The 18,142-nt window shown below is 59.6% G+C and carries 15 protein-coding genes; 4 read left to right on the top strand and 11 right to left on the bottom strand.

What is annotated here, in order from left to right; genetic code table 11:
• Window positions 1-182 precede the first annotated feature (182 nt).
• The 11 genes from ACQZ45_RS23735 to ACQZ45_RS23685 all read right to left on the bottom strand — a co-directional run bounded on the left by ACQZ45_RS23735 (window position 183) and on the right by ACQZ45_RS23685 (window position 12,960).
• Window positions 183-677, bottom strand: a complete 495-nt coding sequence (locus ACQZ45_RS23735; RefSeq protein WP_012654853.1) for a cupin domain-containing protein — start codon at window positions 675-677, stop codon at window positions 183-185.
• 13 nt (window positions 678-690) lie between these two features.
• Entirely contained in the window at window positions 691-2,292 is a 1,602-nt protein-coding gene (locus ACQZ45_RS23730) for a rhodanese-related sulfurtransferase (protein WP_045231747.1), read from the bottom strand.
• 31 nt (window positions 2,293-2,323) lie between these two features.
• Entirely contained in the window at window positions 2,324-3,271 is a 948-nt protein-coding gene (locus tag ACQZ45_RS23725) for a LysR family transcriptional regulator (protein ID WP_045231748.1), read from the bottom strand.
• Window positions 3,268-4,047, bottom strand: a complete 780-nt coding sequence (locus ACQZ45_RS23720; RefSeq protein WP_045231765.1) for an ABC transporter ATP-binding protein — start codon at window positions 4,045-4,047, stop codon at window positions 3,268-3,270. Before ACQZ45_RS23720 ends, ACQZ45_RS23725 begins: the two co-directional genes overlap by 4 nt.
• A gap of 48 nt (window positions 4,048-4,095) precedes the next feature.
• Window positions 4,096-4,896: an aliphatic sulfonate ABC transporter permease SsuC gene (gene ssuC, locus ACQZ45_RS23715; RefSeq protein WP_045231749.1), complete on the bottom strand. Its 801-nt coding sequence runs from the start codon at window positions 4,894-4,896 to the stop codon at window positions 4,096-4,098.
• 18 nt (window positions 4,897-4,914) lie between these two features.
• Window positions 4,915-5,847 carry an aliphatic sulfonate ABC transporter substrate-binding protein gene (locus tag ACQZ45_RS23710; protein ID WP_045231750.1) on the bottom strand — a complete coding sequence of 311 codons (933 nt, stop codon included), beginning with the start codon at window positions 5,845-5,847 and terminating at the stop codon, window positions 4,915-4,917.
• Window positions 5,848-5,869: 22 nt separating this feature from the next.
• Entirely contained in the window at window positions 5,870-7,222 is a 1,353-nt protein-coding gene (locus tag ACQZ45_RS23705) for an LLM class flavin-dependent oxidoreductase (RefSeq protein ID WP_045231751.1), read from the bottom strand.
• A 350-nt stretch (window positions 7,223-7,572) separates the two neighbouring features.
• A complete protein-coding gene (locus tag ACQZ45_RS23700; RefSeq protein ID WP_045231752.1) occupies window positions 7,573-10,083 on the bottom strand; it encodes a S8 family peptidase in 2,511 nt (836 codons plus the stop codon).
• A gap of 3 nt (window positions 10,084-10,086) precedes the next feature.
• Window positions 10,087-11,073 carry an AAA family ATPase gene (locus tag ACQZ45_RS23695; protein WP_045231753.1) on the bottom strand — a complete coding sequence of 329 codons (987 nt, stop codon included), beginning with the start codon at window positions 11,071-11,073 and terminating at the stop codon, window positions 10,087-10,089.
• A gap of 249 nt (window positions 11,074-11,322) precedes the next feature.
• Window positions 11,323-11,916 carry a DUF6088 family protein gene (locus ACQZ45_RS23690; RefSeq protein ID WP_045231754.1) on the bottom strand — a complete coding sequence of 198 codons (594 nt, stop codon included), beginning with the start codon at window positions 11,914-11,916 and terminating at the stop codon, window positions 11,323-11,325.
• 81 nt (window positions 11,917-11,997) lie between these two features.
• Window positions 11,998-12,960: a LysR family transcriptional regulator gene (locus ACQZ45_RS23685; RefSeq protein ID WP_010974803.1), complete on the bottom strand. Its 963-nt coding sequence runs from the start codon at window positions 12,958-12,960 to the stop codon at window positions 11,998-12,000.
• A gap of 171 nt (window positions 12,961-13,131) precedes the next feature.
• Between ACQZ45_RS23685 and ACQZ45_RS23680 the strand changes: the two genes are divergently transcribed.
• From ACQZ45_RS23680 to ACQZ45_RS23665, 4 genes are read left to right on the top strand one after another with little or no spacing between them, the layout of a single operon-like run.
• Window positions 13,132-14,424, top strand: a complete 1,293-nt coding sequence (locus ACQZ45_RS23680; RefSeq protein ID WP_010974866.1) for an NtaA/DmoA family FMN-dependent monooxygenase — start codon at window positions 13,132-13,134, stop codon at window positions 14,422-14,424.
• Complete coding sequence (locus ACQZ45_RS23675; protein WP_010974865.1) at window positions 14,421-15,647, top strand: LLM class flavin-dependent oxidoreductase; 1,227 nt, start codon at window positions 14,421-14,423, stop codon at window positions 15,645-15,647. The genes ACQZ45_RS23680 and ACQZ45_RS23675 overlap by 4 nt, the downstream gene beginning before the upstream one ends.
• 10 nt (window positions 15,648-15,657) lie before the next feature.
• Complete coding sequence (locus ACQZ45_RS23670; protein ID WP_012655011.1) at window positions 15,658-17,145, top strand: SidA/IucD/PvdA family monooxygenase; 1,488 nt, start codon at window positions 15,658-15,660, stop codon at window positions 17,143-17,145.
• Window positions 17,142-18,128 carry an ABC transporter permease gene (locus ACQZ45_RS23665; RefSeq protein WP_045023439.1) on the top strand — a complete coding sequence of 329 codons (987 nt, stop codon included), beginning with the start codon at window positions 17,142-17,144 and terminating at the stop codon, window positions 18,126-18,128. Before ACQZ45_RS23670 ends, ACQZ45_RS23665 begins: the two co-directional genes overlap by 4 nt.
• Window positions 18,129-18,142: the final 14 nt, after the last annotated feature.

The raw sequence follows: 18,142 nt of genomic DNA, 5'->3' as shown, positions 1-18,142 counted from the left end.
CCGCAGTCCAACATGGGGGCGGACTGCCCGATGGAGCAATCGGCGGTCCGCTTTTGATCATCGCCGGCCGGTTTACGGCCAAGGAAACCTTCCCTGTCGACTTGTTCACGGCCGTCAACACCGAAGCGTCGCTGGACGAGGTCCGGCATGCGAGCAGCCCATGGTGGGCCGGTTTCTCTCTGTCAATCCGGATGGCGGTGTATTGGATCAACCCAATAAACCTCTTCCGGCTTCTCTACAGGATCGACATCCGTGATGTTGACGACGACTGCCTCGTTGTCCGATCGCACCAGGACGCACTCGAGCACGTTGTCAGGATCGGCATTGATTTCCTGGTGCGGTACGTAAGGCGGCACGAAGATGAAGTCGCCTGGTCCCGCCTCCGCGACATATTCCAAATGATCCCCCCAGCGCATACGGGCCTTGCCACGGATCACGAAAATAACGCTTTCGAGCGCACCGTGGTGGTGGACCCCGGTCTTGGCGTTCGGCTCGATTGCGACGGTGCCTGCCCAGATTTTCTGTGCGCCGACGCGGGCATGATTGACGGCTGCCTGCCGGAACATGCCAGGCGTCTGGGCCGTGTTGGAATCGAGCTGGTCGCCCTTGATGACACGGATCCCGTTGTGCTTCCAATGGTCCGAGTGATGGTGGTCGTGGTGATGGTCGTCGCTCATGGTGCGGTCCTGCTCAGATGACGTTGAAGAAGTGCGTGCCGTCGCGATCGAGCTGCGCGACCAGTCCGTATTCCCAGTCGAGATAGGCCTGCATAGCCTCCACGGGGGCGTCCGTGCCTTCGTAGGGCCGACGATAGCGATCGATGCGGGGTGATGCGAGGTGGGACTCATCGGTTTCCAGGATTCGACCGGCAGCCTTCCAGGCAGCGTTGCCGCCCTCAAAAACGAGGACTGGAACATCGACCAGTTTCTTAAGGTCGACGGCGGCATAAATGGCGAGCGCGCTTGTGCCGCATGTGACGACGTAGGTTTTTGCGGGAGGCGCGCGCTTGATCGCTTCCGGGAGCTGGGAGCGTAGCGCGAACCACGCACCCGGGATGTGCCCCTTTAGGTAGTTCGCGCTGGTCGTGAAATCGAGCACGACGATATCGGAATTCGGATTGGAGATCGCGGAAGAAAGATCGCGGACGCAGATCGTCGGGGTCGGCTCGACTTCGGGCGATATGCTCTTGAAGGATCCTTGTTCGCTGATGGCATCACTCGGAGCCTGTTCTACGACATAGACTTCCCAACCCATCTGCGCGAGCCACGACGCTGCCATATTGGCACGCGTTGTCTCGTCGTCGCTTAGTACGATACGCGCACCACGGACAGGCGCGTAGTGATCAGTCTCCTGTACAAGCTGTCCGCCTGGCACGTGCATGAAGCCCGGCAGGTGGCCTTCGAGGTATTCTGGTTCGGTGCGGACGTCGATCAGATAAGTCGTTCGGTCCGGGGTTTGAAGGCTGCCGATGTCCGACAGAGCAATGCTCCGAACACCCGCGCGCGCGGCGACGGCTGCAGCGGATTTTTGCGCCTCCGAGCGGTCCCTGGCTTCGACGTCAGCGAAGCTCCTGCTCGCTCCATGTTCCAGTGTCTGACCTGCCAAAGTCCATCCAATTGTTCCGTTGCGAAGACCGACGACCTTGTTCGGTATCCCGGCATTGATGAGAGACTGCGTTCCGATGATGCTGCGTGTGCGGCCAGCACAGTTGACGATCACAAGGGTCTCGGGATCGGGAGCAAGGTCCCGTGCGCGCAGGACGAGTTCACCACCGGGAACGTTGATACCCTTTGGAATGCTCATCGTTTGATATTCGTCAAAACGGCGTGCATCGAAAACGACCGCGTTGGCTCCTTCATCTAGAAGCGCCTTTACCTTGGTCGCGTCCCAGAGCGGCGTGTGCCTTTTCGCTTCGACCAGTTCACCGAATGACTTGCTCGGCACGTTGACGTCAATGAACAGTTCGCCGCCGTCGGCCTTCCACGCTTCCAATCCCCCTTCGAGGATATGGACATTCGTGTAGCCGAGCGATTTCAGTTTCTCGACGGCGATGGGAGCGAGGTCTCGTATGCCATCGTGACCATACAGAACGATCAGCGTATCGCGTTGTGGGATCCTGCGCCATGCATCCAGTTCAAGCCGGGCAATGGGAAAGTTGGCTGCCCAGAGGGGATGCCCTTGCGCGAAAGGATCTTCTTCGCGGACGTCGGCGAGAAGGATTTCCGAGCGGGCCAGAAGATGCTGCCGCACTTCGTCGTACCTGAGGCTGTGCTTCGTTGTCGGGGCTGACATATTTTCTCCTGCTATCGATCTCGTGAGCTATTCACGAGGTGATGGTCTGGTTGGCAGCTTCAAAGTCGACCAGCCTGCTCGGAGCTGCCGCCCCCTGAAACAGCGTTGCGGCTCTCGCTCCAAAAGCGCTGATGGGTGGTTCGAGAGCACCGAGAGTCGGCGCGTGACAGAGCCAGAGTTCTGCGCGCAACGAAAAGTCGCTGACCGTGATGATCTCCAGTTTGGTACGGTGGGGGCTCATCTCCAGAAGGGGCACGGGAACGAGTCCAAGTCCGAGACCTGCGGCAACCATCTCCAACTGCGTCTCTCGAGCAAAGGTGTCGAGATTGACTTTGAACGGAAGATTGAGCGCCGCATGCGCCCGCTGCAGTTCCGCCCGGAAACCGCATCCGTCGGGGTTCAGAATCCACCCGGATTTGTGAAGGGTGCCAAGGCGTTGGGCACGGTCTCCGCCCGATCCGAGCGGCCCCACGATCGCCATCTCGACCTGCGCCAGCGAAACGGCGGTCACTTTGTGCGGAAAGATTTTCCGTGTGGGCATCAATACGATCGCAGCATCGATCTGGCCGTCGACGAGCTTTTCAACAATCTGGTTCGCCCAGCCTGTGGTGGCACGTATAGACAGTTCCGGCCATCGCTCCCGTTGCAGATGGACTATGTCGGCAAGAATCACATCGCAGACCGCCTGGGTCAGTCCCAAGCGCGCACCACCCGTCAGGTTCGAGCGGGCACTCAACGTCAAGCGGAGCTTGTCGACTTCCTTGAGGATATTGAGGCACTGCTCGTGGACGCCGAGACCTACGGTGGTTGGAACGGGTGGCTTGACGCTTCTGTCGAGCAGGGTAACACCGAGGTCCTTCTCGAGGTTCTGGATGCGCTTCGAGATCGCCGACTGGGTCAACGAAAGAATAGCCGCCGCTTGGCTGAGCGACCTGGCTCCGACCACGGCGATGAAAGCTTCGATGTCGTCGAGGTTCATTTGCAATCGTCTCCGCTTGGTGCATTTCTGGAGTTCAGTACCCTGGAAAGAACCTTCTCCTCAATTGACGTGAACGCCTGCGAACTGCGCACACGAGGATGCGCAAGCTCGATATCCAGCTCGAGAACGATCTCGCCTTTCTCCATCAAGATGACGCGATCGCCAAGAGCAATGGCCTCCTCGACGTCGTGTGTGACGAGAAGGACAGTGAATCCGTGGCGCGCACGGATGCTTTCGATGAGGTTCTGCATTTCAAGTCTCGTCAGTGCATCCAGTGCGCCGAGCGGTTCGTCAAGCAGCAGGAGACGCGGCCGGTGTATAAGGGCACGGGCAAGGGCAACGCGCTGCCTCTGTCCACCTGATAATTGGGACGGCCATTTGTCAGCGTGTTCGGAAAGACCAACCTCGGCAAGCGCCTTGCGTGCGCGGTTCTGCCATGGATTGGGCAGGCCGATCCCGATGTTTTGGAGAACGGTTCTCCAGGGCAAGAGGCGCGCGTCCTGGAACATCATCCGCACCTCACCGGAGATTTCGGACAGGGGATTTCCGTCGATCTGGATTGTCCCGCCATCGATAGTTTCGAGGTCCGCGATCAGCCGCAGTAGAGTGGACTTCCCACAGCCCGAGCGGCCGACAATCGAAAGAAACTGACCGGCGGGTACGTTGAGCGAAAGGCCCTTGAGAACCTCCGTCCCGTCAAAGCCCTTCCACAGGCCGAGGATGTCCAGCGCGGCTCCGCCCGCGGAGGTGTTGCTTAACGAAACCTCTTTTGCCACGTTCGGCCGCGTCGATTTCAAGGAGACTAAAGTCACCAGAGACCTCTCTTACTTCTGATAGGATGGATGCCAGCGTAGCCAACGGTTCTCCGCGAGCCGCGCCAGCCAGTCTGTCAGCTTGCCGAGAAGCGCGTACAGGATGATCGAGAGCACCACGACATCGGCCTGAAGGAATTCGCGCGCGTTCGTAGCGAGAAGGCCGATACCCGAACTCGCTGCGATCGTCTCGGCGACGATCAGCACGATCCAGGCCACCCCGAGCGCGTACCGCACACCAACGAGAATAGACGACATGGCTCCAGGCAGTATGATGTCACGTAGAAGACCGGTTCGTGTCAGTCCGTAGTTCCGCCCCATCTCGATCAGACCCTGATCGACTGATTTGATGCCGTGGAAGGTGTTGAGGTAGATCGGAAACATGGTGGCGAACGCTACGAGGAAAATCTTGGCTTCCTCGCCGATTCCGAACCACATGATGACGAGCGGCACCATGGCGAGCGATGGAATGTTGCGGAGCATCTGAAGCGAGCTGTCGAAGAGCGTTTCCCCGGTTCGCCAAAGGCCGTTCACAAAACCGAAGAACAGCCCCAGAGCCGCACCTATACCGAAGCCGACGGCCGCTCGCCAAAAACTGGCTGCCATATGCTGCACAAGCTCGCCGCTTGCCGCCAGAGACCAGGCGGCCTCCAGGACGGCGAGCGGCGAGGGTAGAATGCCTTGGGAGAGCAGTCCTCCCGATGAGGCGATCTGCCAGAGAATGACGACGATTACAGGAAACGCCCACGGAGCAAATGCCTGGGCCAGATACCGTCCTGCTGTGATTGGAGTCTTCGCGCTGGTCGTCATCATCGTCAGCCTCTGCGTTCGTCAGTCCGTCTGCTTGGGAGAGAAGGAGTCGTCCAACAGGTCGCTGGCGTTCAGCTTCTTGTCGATGATCCCGGCTCCATAATAGAGATCGATCGTGCTTTGCTGGAGCTTCTCGACGTCTGCGTTGATCAGCTGGGGAGCGTGCCTTTCGCGGGTCTGCTTGCCGAGCGCCACGTCATCGGGAATTTTGACGAGCTGGGCGATAATCTTCGAGTATTCCCGCGGATGCTCGAGCCCCCAGGCGCGAGCCTTGGCGCTGCGGGCGACGAAGTCCTTGAGGATATCGCGCTTGCCTTCGATAGCAGCCTCGGAGGCGATGAAATAGGAAAGGCTGGGGTAGTTCTTGCCATCGACGATGATGCGAGCCCCGGACTTGAGCGTCGTGAAGGAGATGTAGGGTTCCCAGAGCGAGACGGCATCGACCGATCCGTTCGTCAAGGCGAGCGTCGCCTCCGCAGGCGGCAGGAAGACCGGCGTGATGGCGTCTTCCTTGAGACCAGCCTCTTTGAGCGACTGAAGGATAAGGGCGTGGCCCGCCGAACCCTTCACGAAAGCGACCTTCTTGCCGACGAGATCCTTGATGCCCTGATAAGGTGCGTCGTTCTTTACGATGATGGCGTTTCCTTCGTACTTTGTGGCGAAGATGGCCTTTGCCTTGACACCACGCGCAGCGGCAAAGGTCAGTGGCGCGTCGCCGACCGAACCAGCGTCAAGAGCTCCGGCAGCGAGAGCTTCGAGCAGAGGGGCGGCGTTGGCGAATTCGCTCCACTCGACTTGATAGGGGACGTCCTTAAGCACGCCGGAAGCGTCCATGACAGCGCGCGCGTTGCCGCGCTGGTCGCCAACGCGAAGAACCTCCTGGGCGGAGGCGACAGTCGCGGCGACGGAGATCGCCACTGACAGTGCGAGGCGAATGATTGACTTGGTCTTCATCACAATACTCCTTGATGCGAGGTCAGAGCGCAGCGCGCCGCTTCTCGGTTGTCTCGCGTGTTTCGAATTGATTGGCTGGCCGTTCGAGACCCAGGGTCTCGCGCAGGGTGGTTCCCGGATACTCCCGACGGAAAAGTCCGCGCTCCTGGAGAACCGGGACGACGCCTTCGAGGAAGAGGTCCTCGTCGCGACGGATGTAGGGAGGCAGGATGACGAAGCCGTCACACGCACGCTGGGAGTACCAATGGGCCAACTGACTGGCGACTTCCTCCGGCGTACCGACGGGCGCGAAGAATGACAGGCTTTCCGCATACCATTTTCCGACCTCGGCAACTGTCATTTTCTGTTCAATGGCGCGCTTGATGACGTACTGGAAGCGGCCGACGCTGCCGGTGATCTTGTCGGTGATATCGGGGAAGGGTGCATTCTGGGGGAACTGGGCGAGGTCGAAGTTCATGCTCGCCGACATGAAGCTGAGACCTGCCTCGGGCAGAATGAGTTCCTTGAGCTCTCGTTCCTTGTCCAGTGCTTCCTTACGGGTGCGGCCGACCACGGGGACGATGCCGGGGAGGACCTTTACGGCGTTCTCCGAGCGGCCGCCTTCGACTACCTTTTCCTTGAAGTTCTTGTAGAAGCTTCGTGCGCGCTCCAGTTCAGCATGGACGACGAAGATCACCTCGGCATTCTGCGCCGCGATCCCCTGGAACCGGTCCGAAACGCCAGCCTGAATGAGGACCGGACGACCCTGCGGTGGGCGGGGTACGTTGATAGGGCCGCGGATTTTGAAGAAGTCGCCTTCATGGTCAATGTAATGGAATTTGGTGGGATCCGCGAAGACGCCGGACTTCTTGTCGAGGACGAGCGCATCGGCTTCCCAGCTATCCCATAGCTTGCCCATGACGTCCGCAAATTCGATGGCGCGGAGGTAGCGCTCCTCGTGTCCGAAATGTTGCTCCCGGCCGAAATTGCGCGCCTCGCCATCGCTGACGGAGGTGACGAGGTTCCAGGCGGCGCGACCGCCGCTGATATGGTCGATGTTCGCCAACATACGGGCGGCGGCATAAGGCGAGGCATATGATGATGAGATCGTGCCGCCTATGCCGATATGATCGGTGACGGCTCCGAGCGCCGCCAGTGTGGTCAACGGCTCGGGCCTGGTGACGAGACGATACTTCACAGTGTCGGCAAAGTGCTGGCCATAGTTGTCGTCGATCGAAAGCTTGTCGGCGACGAAAAGCATGTCCAGCTTCGCGGCTTCTGCGCGGCGGGCGACGGTCTTGTAGAGCGCCCAGTCGACGCCGCCTGAGGTGGCCGACTCCGGGAGCCGCCAACCGCCGAGATGTGTGCCGGCCTCGAGATAAAGAGCGAGATGCATCCGTACGCCTTCCTGAGATAATCATTCTCAGAAAGACTATTTATATAAAATCTACCGTCAATATAGAAATAATGGAATAATGCTTGGTATCGAAAGAAAGCCTCAGGGGTCTAATTGTCTGAGGTTTGCGGAAACAGTTTCCTCGTAGGCAACAGTTTTCGCGAATAGCTGCCTACCACGATGACGTCGAAATTGTCGCACGCGTGTCCTGATCTGTTGGGGAAAGCCACACATCCCTCCTTCAAGGCGGTGGGGCGGGAACCCGCCAATATGAGCTGCCGAGTCGGATGACTGACTGGGAGGCCCCCTCGTCTGGCACGTACACGGTCCAATGCCCCACGCGGGAGGGTTTAAGTCTCAATCAGAATTTCGGGCGCCACCTCTGGAAGGATGGGGGTGCTGATCGGGGTGTAGAGATCGACATCAGCCGCAGTTCGCAACGTTGCGACAAGTGCATAACGAACTGCTGTATCACCCCTTCTCTGACCCGTATTCTCCCGCCACCATCCGCCAGTCGGATAGATGGCGATAGCGTCACGCTGGGAGAGCTCGACGGCGTTTCCCTCCCAGATATCCCCATGCAGCGATCCTCGATTGCGAAGAACGGGACCAAGCGTCCAGCCTGTGTCTCCCGCCGCCCTTGCCGGCGGCCTTGCCCCGGCCGCGGCATTGATGCGACGCAAGAAGACATCGGGGCGCTCGTCGCCCGGTTTCAACGCAAACCGCAATCCATGCGAAGCGTAGCTGTGACGGCGTGTTTGGCCACGCTCCCCAGGATTGGGCTCAATGAAATAGCTGAGCGTGATCCGCAACTGGACCTGGGTTTCTCCAAGAGCCTCGAGCTCCTCCGTCGGCCAGGGAAGCGCGTGCAGGACCATGTCCTTGGTCTCGATCCTGCTGCCCACGGTCTTGAATGGTTGCATCTCGTTCTCAATGACCATGGTGACATCGTTATCGAGACTTCCAAGGGCGCGCACCAGTGATGGAACCCCGAAACCGTAACGCCGCATCAAGGCATTCTTGTTGATCCCGCCAAGATGGGCTTTCATCGTCGGTGTCCATTCCGCCGAATGGACGATCAGCGCCCTGACCGTCTCGGACCACAGATCAGGACGCTGCCCCAGGATCTGCGCGCCCATCCTTGCCGCGAGCGCAGTTGCTGCACTGGTCTCGCCGGTCGTCGTGAACGCCCGGTTCTCAGGCGTCCGATAGGTCGTCAGCAGCGCGAGATCGTCAAGGTGATCACCAATGAGCGTCGCCGGATCTACGCCCAGATTGCCACCCTCGAAGACGACATCGGGTTTGAGGGGCCAATCGTAGTTCCAAGTGACGGAGGTGCGGCTACGTGGCATAAGATCGCCGACCTGGGCCATGACACCCCACCCGTTGAAGACAGGGTCGGTGATTGTCGTCTTCTCGGTAAATGCTCCGACCGTCAGCACATTCCACGCCTGAGCAGGGCTTTCGATCGGCATGATATCGTTGCGGACGAGATAATCGTTCTGATGGATATCCTCACGAATATTGCCGGCGGAAACCGCAATCAGGCGCGGCGCATTGTCGGCGCCATAGGCAAGTGCGTCGAGAGCCGCAGACCATGACGACGGACGGCCGCGCCAGTGATCGCCGTCACTGGTCAGGGCAAGGCAGATCGCGCGAGGCCGGTTCGGCGCAACGATCTCGGCACGGGCGATTGATTGGGCGGTGATGGCGCCGAAGAGATCGGGGTCATTCGCGCCATGGTCGGGCAGAATCTTTACCGACTCCAGTCGGTGCGTCAGGATGATCTGCCCGGCTCCGGCGAGAACATCGGTCAGGTCACCGTATAGGGCGACGCCGGAAAGCTGGGTGCCATGTCCGCCGTGCCCCTGATTACTGGTGTCTTCGACGTTCCAGCCGGGATCGAATGCCTGCTGATCCACTGCTGCGAGCGCCGGGAGGATCAAAGGGTGACGTCGGGTAGAGCCTGAATCGAGAAGGCAGACGGCGGGACGGTCACCATCGGGGGCCACAATGCGGCCCGCCGTCTCCGCAGCCCAGGCGCGTTGCTCGGCGCCGTCCATCTCCATAAAGAAGGCCGGTGTATCGCGGGCGGTTCGTAGCTCTGCGATCGTGTCGGTGTGCGCAATGATCCGCCCGAGGGTTTCGGCGCTCGCGTGGACGATCAACACCTCGCGCTCCGGAAACTGAAGGGCATGTTCACGCACCGGAAGCTCCAGTCGCTCAGCCGCCGTCGCAAAGGTATCTCTGGTCCCGAGACGCAGCCAGACCTCCCACCAGATGGCCGTACCGGGCACCGGAAAGAACGCCTCGTCATCCGTATAGAGGGATCTGGCCACCGCAAGACGCGCGGTCTCAAGTGAGGCCACGAGCACTTCATTCTTGGGTCCGTTGTTTCTTTCGACGATCTCACCGTCCACCTCGACCCGTTGGATCCGGTCCTGGTCGCGATATTCGGCCACCTTCTTGAGGTAATAGTCGCGCTGGCGCTCGGGGACGAAGACGGTGGCGGCAATCGCGTTCCCTCCCTCCCCTATCGGGCGAACGCTAACAAGTTCGATCGGAAACCTGCCCTGGCGGTTTTCGAGCTTATCGACGATCTCGCTCTGGGATGAAGGGAGTTCGAACTCAAGATAGAAACCTGGCGTTCCACCCGCAAGGTCGGGCTCGCGGGCTCTCAATTGCGCTTCCGCGTCTGCCACTGCCCGGGTAAGGGCTTCTGTCAGCTTTACAGCATGCTGAGCCCTATCGCGCACCGGCACGGTTGTGCCGCCACCTCCGCCTCTGGCGGTGTAGTCCTGGATGTTCCCGTGACCGGGCAAATAAACGTGTGGGAGTGGACGCGGTGGTTCTTCTGCCATCGATTATTGCGACGCCGCTCCTTTGCGTTCGGCTATCGCGAGGGACAGATCGTTCTGGGTGATGCGGTCCCGGTCGGACAGGACGACGAGTTTCGCGGCGTCGGCCGCAGCGCGAGCAATCTCGGCCTGGCTCAAACCGGCAGCATCTGTAACCGCTTTTGTCCAGTTGATATCCCGGGTGTCGAAGCTGGAAAGGCGCGCTTGCAAAATGCCGGTCGCGACTTCAACGCTCGGCAATGCATACTCGATGACGTCATCGAACCGCCGAAAGAGCGCTGGATCGAGCAATTCCGGGTGATTAGTCGCCGCCACCACCAGACCGTCACTCTCATCCTCCTCGAGGAATTGAAGGAACGAATTGAGGACACGCCGGATCTCGCCCACGTCATTGCGTTCCGCGCGCTTCGCGCCGATCGCATCGAACTCGTCGAAGAAGTAGACGCCTTTGGTTTCAGCCATCGCCGAGAACACCAGCCGCAACTTTGAGGCGGTCTCCCCCATGAACTTCGTCATCAAGCCATCGAGCTGCACGGTGAACAACGGCGTATGGAGTTCACCGGCGAGCGCAGCCGCGGTCATTGTCTTTCCGGATCCGGGGGGACCGATGAGCAACAGTTTGCGCCGTGGGGCCAGCCCATGGCTGCGAAGCTTATGCTGTTGTCGCTGCTCGAGAATGACTCGTTTCAAACGAGCTTCGAGCTCCGCAGGAAGGATCATGCTCGACAACCGAACGTCAGTGTAGCGCACCGCAACCAGGTTCGCGAGATCACCGCGTGGCTGCGCAATAGGAACAGGGGCTTTCTTGCGCCCGGAGGTACGATCCTTGTTGGCGCGCGCTGCATCGACAAGCTCGCGGAGTTGCACAGCCACCTTTCCATGACCCCTGCGGGCCTCACTTGCTGCAGCCTGCAATGCAATCGTCAGGAACTGCTCGTCGTCGCCTTCGACGTGGCTCTTCAGCAGCGAGATCAACTGCTGCGCCGTGGTCATGACGACTGAGCTCGGTTCATAGATCGAGCTCCTTCTGATTGAATGGTCCACATTTGCGTCATCGTGTCCCTCTCGCGGTGACTTTTTGGCACTTTCGAGAGATAGACGCCTCTCCCAAAGAACTGGTTAAAATCCAGTTTAATGATCGCCATAGCGAAAAGCAATTTGAACGGAGCAACAGTTCCCAACATTTGAGACTGCAACGAGAGCAAATTCTTTCCTATCAGCTTGATGGATACATTCGCATGGTTATCCATCTATCTCACTCGGCATTGCGTTAGCGATCGAGACCAGCGTCGAACGCATCCAAGCGGGAGCCCGGACCGCATTGGATGCTAGCGTCTTCTTGTCGCTGGCCGACAGTCGACGCGAGGCGATCTGCGCAACGTCGGCGGCACGCACCGCCCCGACGTGACGAAGGGCCTGAACAACTGTGCCGGCAGCACTGTCCGGAGCAATAAGGTGCTTGGGCGAAGCGTGGCGCAGATCAACGACGCGCTTATCGAGCACAACACGGCGCGACGGGCCATCAGTCAGATAGATGCTATGTGCGGGGACCTGTGTTGACAGGCCAAGGGCATTCGCCGCGCGCGCACCGGCGATCTGCACCTGAGATCCGGTCTCCCGCGCCAACGCTTTCGCCACATCGTCAGGCCTAGGCGAAAGGGCCCCAAGTTGCGGATGAACCTTTGGGAAGTCGTACAGGCCTCGCGTCAGGCGCCGAAGCTTTCCATTCCTGGCCAACCGAGAAAGCGCTTGGTCGACGGCCGCGCGCGCGGCCACGTCCAGGAAATCACTGGGCGTGAAGACACTGCCGCGCCCGCCGGCACGGGCACGCTTCATAATTAGGTCTGGAACTGATGTCGCGAGGGGTTTCATGCGTCAGAAATTAGGCTATATTTTTCTGACATTCAAGAGCGCGCTTCATGTTCGAACAATATGAGTAGATCCAAGGCGACCATTCACACGGTCGTCGTTCAGTCTACTGCCGGCACGGCTCTGCTTTCTTACATACGAAAGCAATGCCTTGAGTGCGGCGGAGATATTCCGGTTCTTTGGATAACACAGCATGAACCCCGGATGGGGGGCGACCCAGCCTTCCAGGAGTGAAATCAGACTGCCGTCGTCCAGAAAAGGCTTCGAAATTGGCTCTATGCCATAGCCTATGCCCTTGCCGCTGAGAGCGGCTGAAAGTGTGTAGGTCGAATCCGACACGATGAGCGAACCGCTGACAGCAACCTCGAAGCGTTCTTGACCGCGCTGAAACTCCCAGGGGTAGATTGCTCCGGTGTGGGGGCCTCGAAAGTTGATGCAATTATGATGAACGAGGTCTCCCGGTTCAGAGGGCGCCCCGAAACGGGCGAGATATCTTGGTGAGGCGTAGACAATGCGCTTTAATTCCGGTCCTAACCGAATAGAGACCAGATCGTCCTGGATGCTCCGGTTAGGGATGACCGCAGCATCAAACCCGGACACCGCGATGTCGACGAGCACATCTCCAATCGTGAGATCGATGGTAATGTCCGTGTAAGCGGCTTCGAAGCCATTAAGAAGCGGTTCCATATAAAGCCGCATCGGCATACGCGGGACGCAAAGCTTCAGCGTCCCGGAGGGCTTTTCCCGAGGCTCCGTCAGGTCCTCCATCAAGGTGTCGAATTCGGACATCATTGGCCCGAGGCGCCGGGCCAATCGACTTCCAGCTTCGGTCAATCTGACCGTTCTCGTCGTACGCTGCAGCAGTTTCGTCCCAAGCCGCCCTTCCAGAACCTGGATTGTGTAGCTGAGAGTGGAAGGCGCGATTTTCAGGGCTGCTGCGGCCCGAACGAAACTGCCGGAATCCACGATCATCATAAAAGCACGCAGATTGCCAAAGTCGGTGCCCCGCATTCTTCGAACCTCTCGAATAGTGAAATCGAAAACAAACATATAATCGACAGGAATATGCACCAACGTCTATAGAATTAGTAGACTTTTGCTTCCTAAATAGGCCCGCCGCCCGCAATTTGAAACCGTCTGTCATGGGCGCGGCACCTCCTTATTCCTGAAGCAAAGAACGATATGCAACGAGAACTTCATTTCACCGCAAATTACAATCTTGGCCTCGGCTTGCACCCAGCGCGATGGCGCCTCATCGACAACCCCGCGCAGTTTCTCGATGTGAACGCTCACATCGAGGTCGCGCAGATCGCGGAGAAGGCAGGTTTCGACGCTGTTTTTCTATCGGACTTCCAAAGCCTTCCGATGGAGCCGCCAGTCGAACCGTGGCACGCACTCGATCCATTGCTGGCACTTTCGGCGATAGCGGCGAGAACTGAATCCGTGGGACTGATCGCCACTGTTTCCACGACATTTTCCGAGCCCTACGAACTCGCCCGCAAGCTCTCTTCGCTCGATCATATCAGCGGTGGCCGTGCTGCCTGGAATATTGTGACAAGCTATCTTCCGGAAGCAGGCTGGAATTTCGGCATGGACCTGCCGACGCATGACGAGCGTTACGACCGTGCGGAGGAGTTCGTGAGCGTTGCAAAGGCTCTCTGGGCAAGCTGGGGAGACGGTGCGCTATTACTCGACCAGGCTGGCGGCACGTTCGTCGACTGGAAGAAGGTCAGCCATCTCAACCATGTTGGAATGCATTTTAAAGTCCGTGGGCCCTTGCAGGTGCCGACCAGCCCGCAAGGAAAGCCCATCCTGGTACAAGCCGGATCCTCCGAGGTCGGCCTTAGCTTCGGCGCAAGGCACGCCGACCTGATCTATAGCCTCCAGACCAACCTCGAGGCGGCCCAGGCGGGTTACAGAAGGACGAAGGATGCGGTGCGCAAGGCGGGGCGCGATCCCGACCGGACGCTGTTCATGCCTGGAATCTATCCGGTCGTTGGCTCAACCGAAGAAGAGGCGCTCAGAAAAGTTGAACGACTCGACGCGCTTCGCGACCTCGCCGCCGATGCGCGCTGGTTCGGGATTCGTCTTGGTGTCCCTCTTGGTGGCGAGGACCTCGACAAACCGGCTCCGACCCGCGCTCAGGCTGACTTCACACCTGCGGTTTCAACCGGGATTTCGGAATCCACCTGGCAGATGATCGAGCGGCGGCCCGGCGCGACGCTGCGGGAAATCCTGCTCAGTTCGCAGGGACGCAACCGCTTTATTGCCGGGACGCCAGAGAAGGTCGCCGATGAGATTGAGTTGTGGTTCCGCAGCGGTGCGGCTGACGGCTTCAATGTCAGCGCCACGCATTTTCCCGATGGCTTCAGTTCGTTTACGGAAAGCGTCATCCCCATCCTGCAGCGACGTGGCATCTTCCGGTCGGAATATCGGCACAGCACATTGCGCGGAAACCTGGGGCTCGGTGAATGACGCGCGACCCTCACCACACGCTCACATCCACGGAACTAACGCAGAACGATCCGGTCCCGTCACCCGCTGATTTTGACGAAAGCCCAGTCGCGCGCATCTTCCGGCAGCCGACGATGCTCGGCCTCTTTCTGCCACTCAATGCCGGTGGCTGGAGTGCGTCGCATCTGCCACGCACGACGTCATGGGATTTCGGCTACAACCGCAACCTCGTACGAATCGCTGACGAACTCGGCTTCGACATCGTCTTTGGACTGTCGCAATGGCTTCCGAAAGGCGGGTTCGGCGAAGTACTGAACGGCACCTCTCTCGACCCCTTCGTCACCATGGCTGCGCTGGCGACAGAGACGAAGAATATCCTGCTCGCATCGACCGTGCATATCCTGTATGGACCTTGGCACCCGCTTCATCTGGCGCGCGCCGGCGCCACCCTCGATCACATCACAAATGGCCGCTGGGGCCTCAATGTCGTGACCGGTCATCGCCGGATTGAACACGAGATGTTCGGCGGCTCGCAGATCGAGCACGATCAGCGGTACAGGCTCGCCGACGAATTCGTCAATGCGCTGAAGGCATTGTGGCGCTCGGACGAGCCCGTCACCTTTTCCGGTAAATCGCCATGGCGGATCAAAGAGGGCTTCATCACGCCGAAGCCGCGTTTCGGCCGACCCCTTCTGATCAGCGCGACAGGCTCGCCCGCCGGCATAGACTTCGCTGCGCGGCAATCGGATATCGTCTTTGTCACTAGCCCCGGCGGGGGCAGTTTCGAGGCAGCGCGGGCGTCGCTCGGCGCCCATACCGCCACCGTCAAGGCAGCTGCGGCTCGAAACGGGCGCACAATCCGCGTCATCCTCAATCCAATCATCGTCTGTCGCGACACGGATCAGGAAGCTCAGGAATACTATGGCGCGATTGTTGCCGCCGTCGAGCAGAGGAATGTCGGCGGGCTGCATAACATTGCTGACACGAAGGATTTCGACAAACGGCTGGTCAGCGACGCGCAGGCGTGGGCGAAGAGCAACGATGTAAACTCGGTCGATGCGATCGCTGTCGGGGGGAATGTCCGGCTCGTCGGCTCGCCTCAACGGATCGTCGAACAGCTTGCCGCTTTGCATGCCGAAGGAGTGGACGGTTTCCACATCTCCTTCTTCGACTACCTGCCCGACCTCACCCATTTCGGACGAACCGTTCTCCCGCTGATGCGGGCAGCCGGTTTGCGGCTCTAGGGGTGATGAGATGACAGTTCAACAAAAAATCGCGTCGGGCCGATCAAGCGGGAGAACGGTGTCGCAAGAGCGTCTCAACCAGCTCAGTGAACAGACGCGTCGCGCAATCGCGCAGCTCGAACCGGTCACTCTGGATTGGGTTGCTCCGGTCGCCACAGATATGGACGTTGCCGTCATCGGCGGTGGTCAGAGTGGTGTTGCCATTGCGTTTGGACTGCGCCGTGCCGGCATCCGACGGGTGCAGGTTTTCGATGCCGCCACGCCGGAAACAGCGGGCGTCTGGAATACCATAGCCAGGATGCACACGCTTCGCGCGGGCAAGGGATTTACCGGTCTCGAACAGGGCATCCCTGAACTGACATTCGAGCACTGGTACGTTGCGCTTCATGGTGACGCCGCATTTGCCGCAATGGCGGAAATACCCCGCACCGTCTGGCTCGACTATCTCAACTGGTATCGCGAAACGGCGGGGATCGACGTGCGATGGCAGCATCGCCTGATTTCGATCGATCCGCGTTCGGACGCCGAAAACGCACCGCTCAATCTGCGCTTTGAACTGCAGGACAAGGGCGTGATAGATCTGTCAACACAGACGATCGTACTGGCAACTGGCCTGGACGGCTTGGGCGAACCCTATATACCGTCGGTTCTTTCCCACACTCTTCCTCCCGACCGCCTTGTCCACACGAACGACCTCATTAATTTCGCTAGCCTTCGCGGCTTGAGCGTGGGTGTGGTCGGAGCGGCCGCATCCGCGTTCGACGCAGCGGCTGTCGCGCTGGAACATGGTGCAGCGAGTGTGCATCAATTCGTCCGACACGGCGATCTCGTAGAGGCCAACGATCAGGCTGCCGCCAGACCCTCGGCTGACAAGCTGTTCTTTCCGGAATTCGATGATGCAATGCGATGGCGTTTGATTTTGGAGCGCCGGCGACGCAGCTCCGCGCCGGATGCGGCCATCGCCCGGGCCTGCCAGCATCCGAACCACTATCTCCATTTCAACGTTGCGGCAGAACAGATTGTAGCTCTTGGCGACGATATCGTAGCGAGAACGACGACGGGCGATATAATGCTGGACACGGTCATTGCCGCGACCGGCTATAGGCAAAACGTTTATGCCCGGCCGGAACTGACCGCCGCGGCTCCCCACATTCTCCTCTGGCAAGACCGCGTTGCGGCGGCGGAGAGGGAAAGCGGCTGGTCTTCGCATCCCTATCTTGGGAAAGGTTTTGAATTGCAGGAGATAGAGCCTGGTTCGGCGCCATGGCTTAAGCGTATCCATGTCTATACCTTCGCGGCGATCATCAGTCACGGCATCCATGCTGGCGATATCGGCAGCGCCGCGATCGCACTGCCCCGCCTGATCGCGGCAGTCGCTCGCTCACTCTTTATCCATGCTCGCGCGGACTACGAGCGGCTTGCGAGCCTCGGGCCGTCCATCGCGGTCGACCGCGTCGCTCCCTCACCCGTCTCCGGACCTTGGGAGGCAGCTCCATGAAGAGGCTTACGCGGGTTGGCCGCAGTCTGCTACGCAACCTCATTCAGGCGGTCCCGACGATGTTCGTCATCGTCACGCTCGGTTTCTTCGTGCTGCAGCTCGCGCCTGGGGATGCCGCCGATTACATGGCGGCCGAATCCGGTGCCGCCACGCAGGAAACGGTGGCCGACATTCGCCGGGCTTTCGGGCTCGATCTGCCGCTGCTCGATCAGCTTGCGAACTACTATACAAGTCTGGCGCATTTCAGTCTCGGCATATCTCCCCGCTACGGTGTCCCCGTCGCCGATCTCATCATGGAGCGTCTGCCGGGTACCCTGACGCTCATGGTTCTTGCGATCGTCATCGCCCTGCTGGTGGGGATCGCAGCTGGCACGATCATGGCACTGAACGCAACGCGCGCGGCCGATCGCATTCTTTCGGTGGCATCGCTGCTGTTCTACTCAGTCCCGACATTCTGGATCGGATTGATCTTCATCATCGTCTTCTCGGTGAAGCTCGGCTGGCTACCGGCTGGCGGCATGAAAACCATCGGCGCTTCCTCGGGGGGCTTTGGCTGGCTTATCGACCGCGCCTCTTATGCATTGCTCCCCGCGACGTCACTGGCGCTCTATTACATGGCGATCTACGCACGTCTCACCCGATCTTCTATCCTTGAGGTCATCGGGCAGGATCATGTCCGCACCGCAAAGGCGAAGGGTCTGGCGCCACGACAGGTTGTCCTTCGCCACGTGCTGCGCAACGCGCTCATCCCGATCACCACGGTGGCCGGTATCCACGTGGCCGGCATTCTTGGCGGCGCCATCGTCATCGAAACGGTCTTCAGTTGGCCAGGCATGGGTCGGCTTGCCTTTGATGCCGTCATGGCGCGTGAATATACGCTGTTGCTCGGCATCATGCTGGTCTCGTCTGTCCTGGTGATTTGCGTCAACGCTATCGTCGACATCATCCAGGCTGCCCTCGATCCCAGAATCGAGGTGCGCTGATGAGCGGCTTCGAT

This window comes from Agrobacterium sp. 16-2014-1-2a (assembly GCF_053522705.1).
Note: the sequence above shows the minus strand (reverse complement) of the source record. Positions and strands in the feature narration are given on the sequence as shown.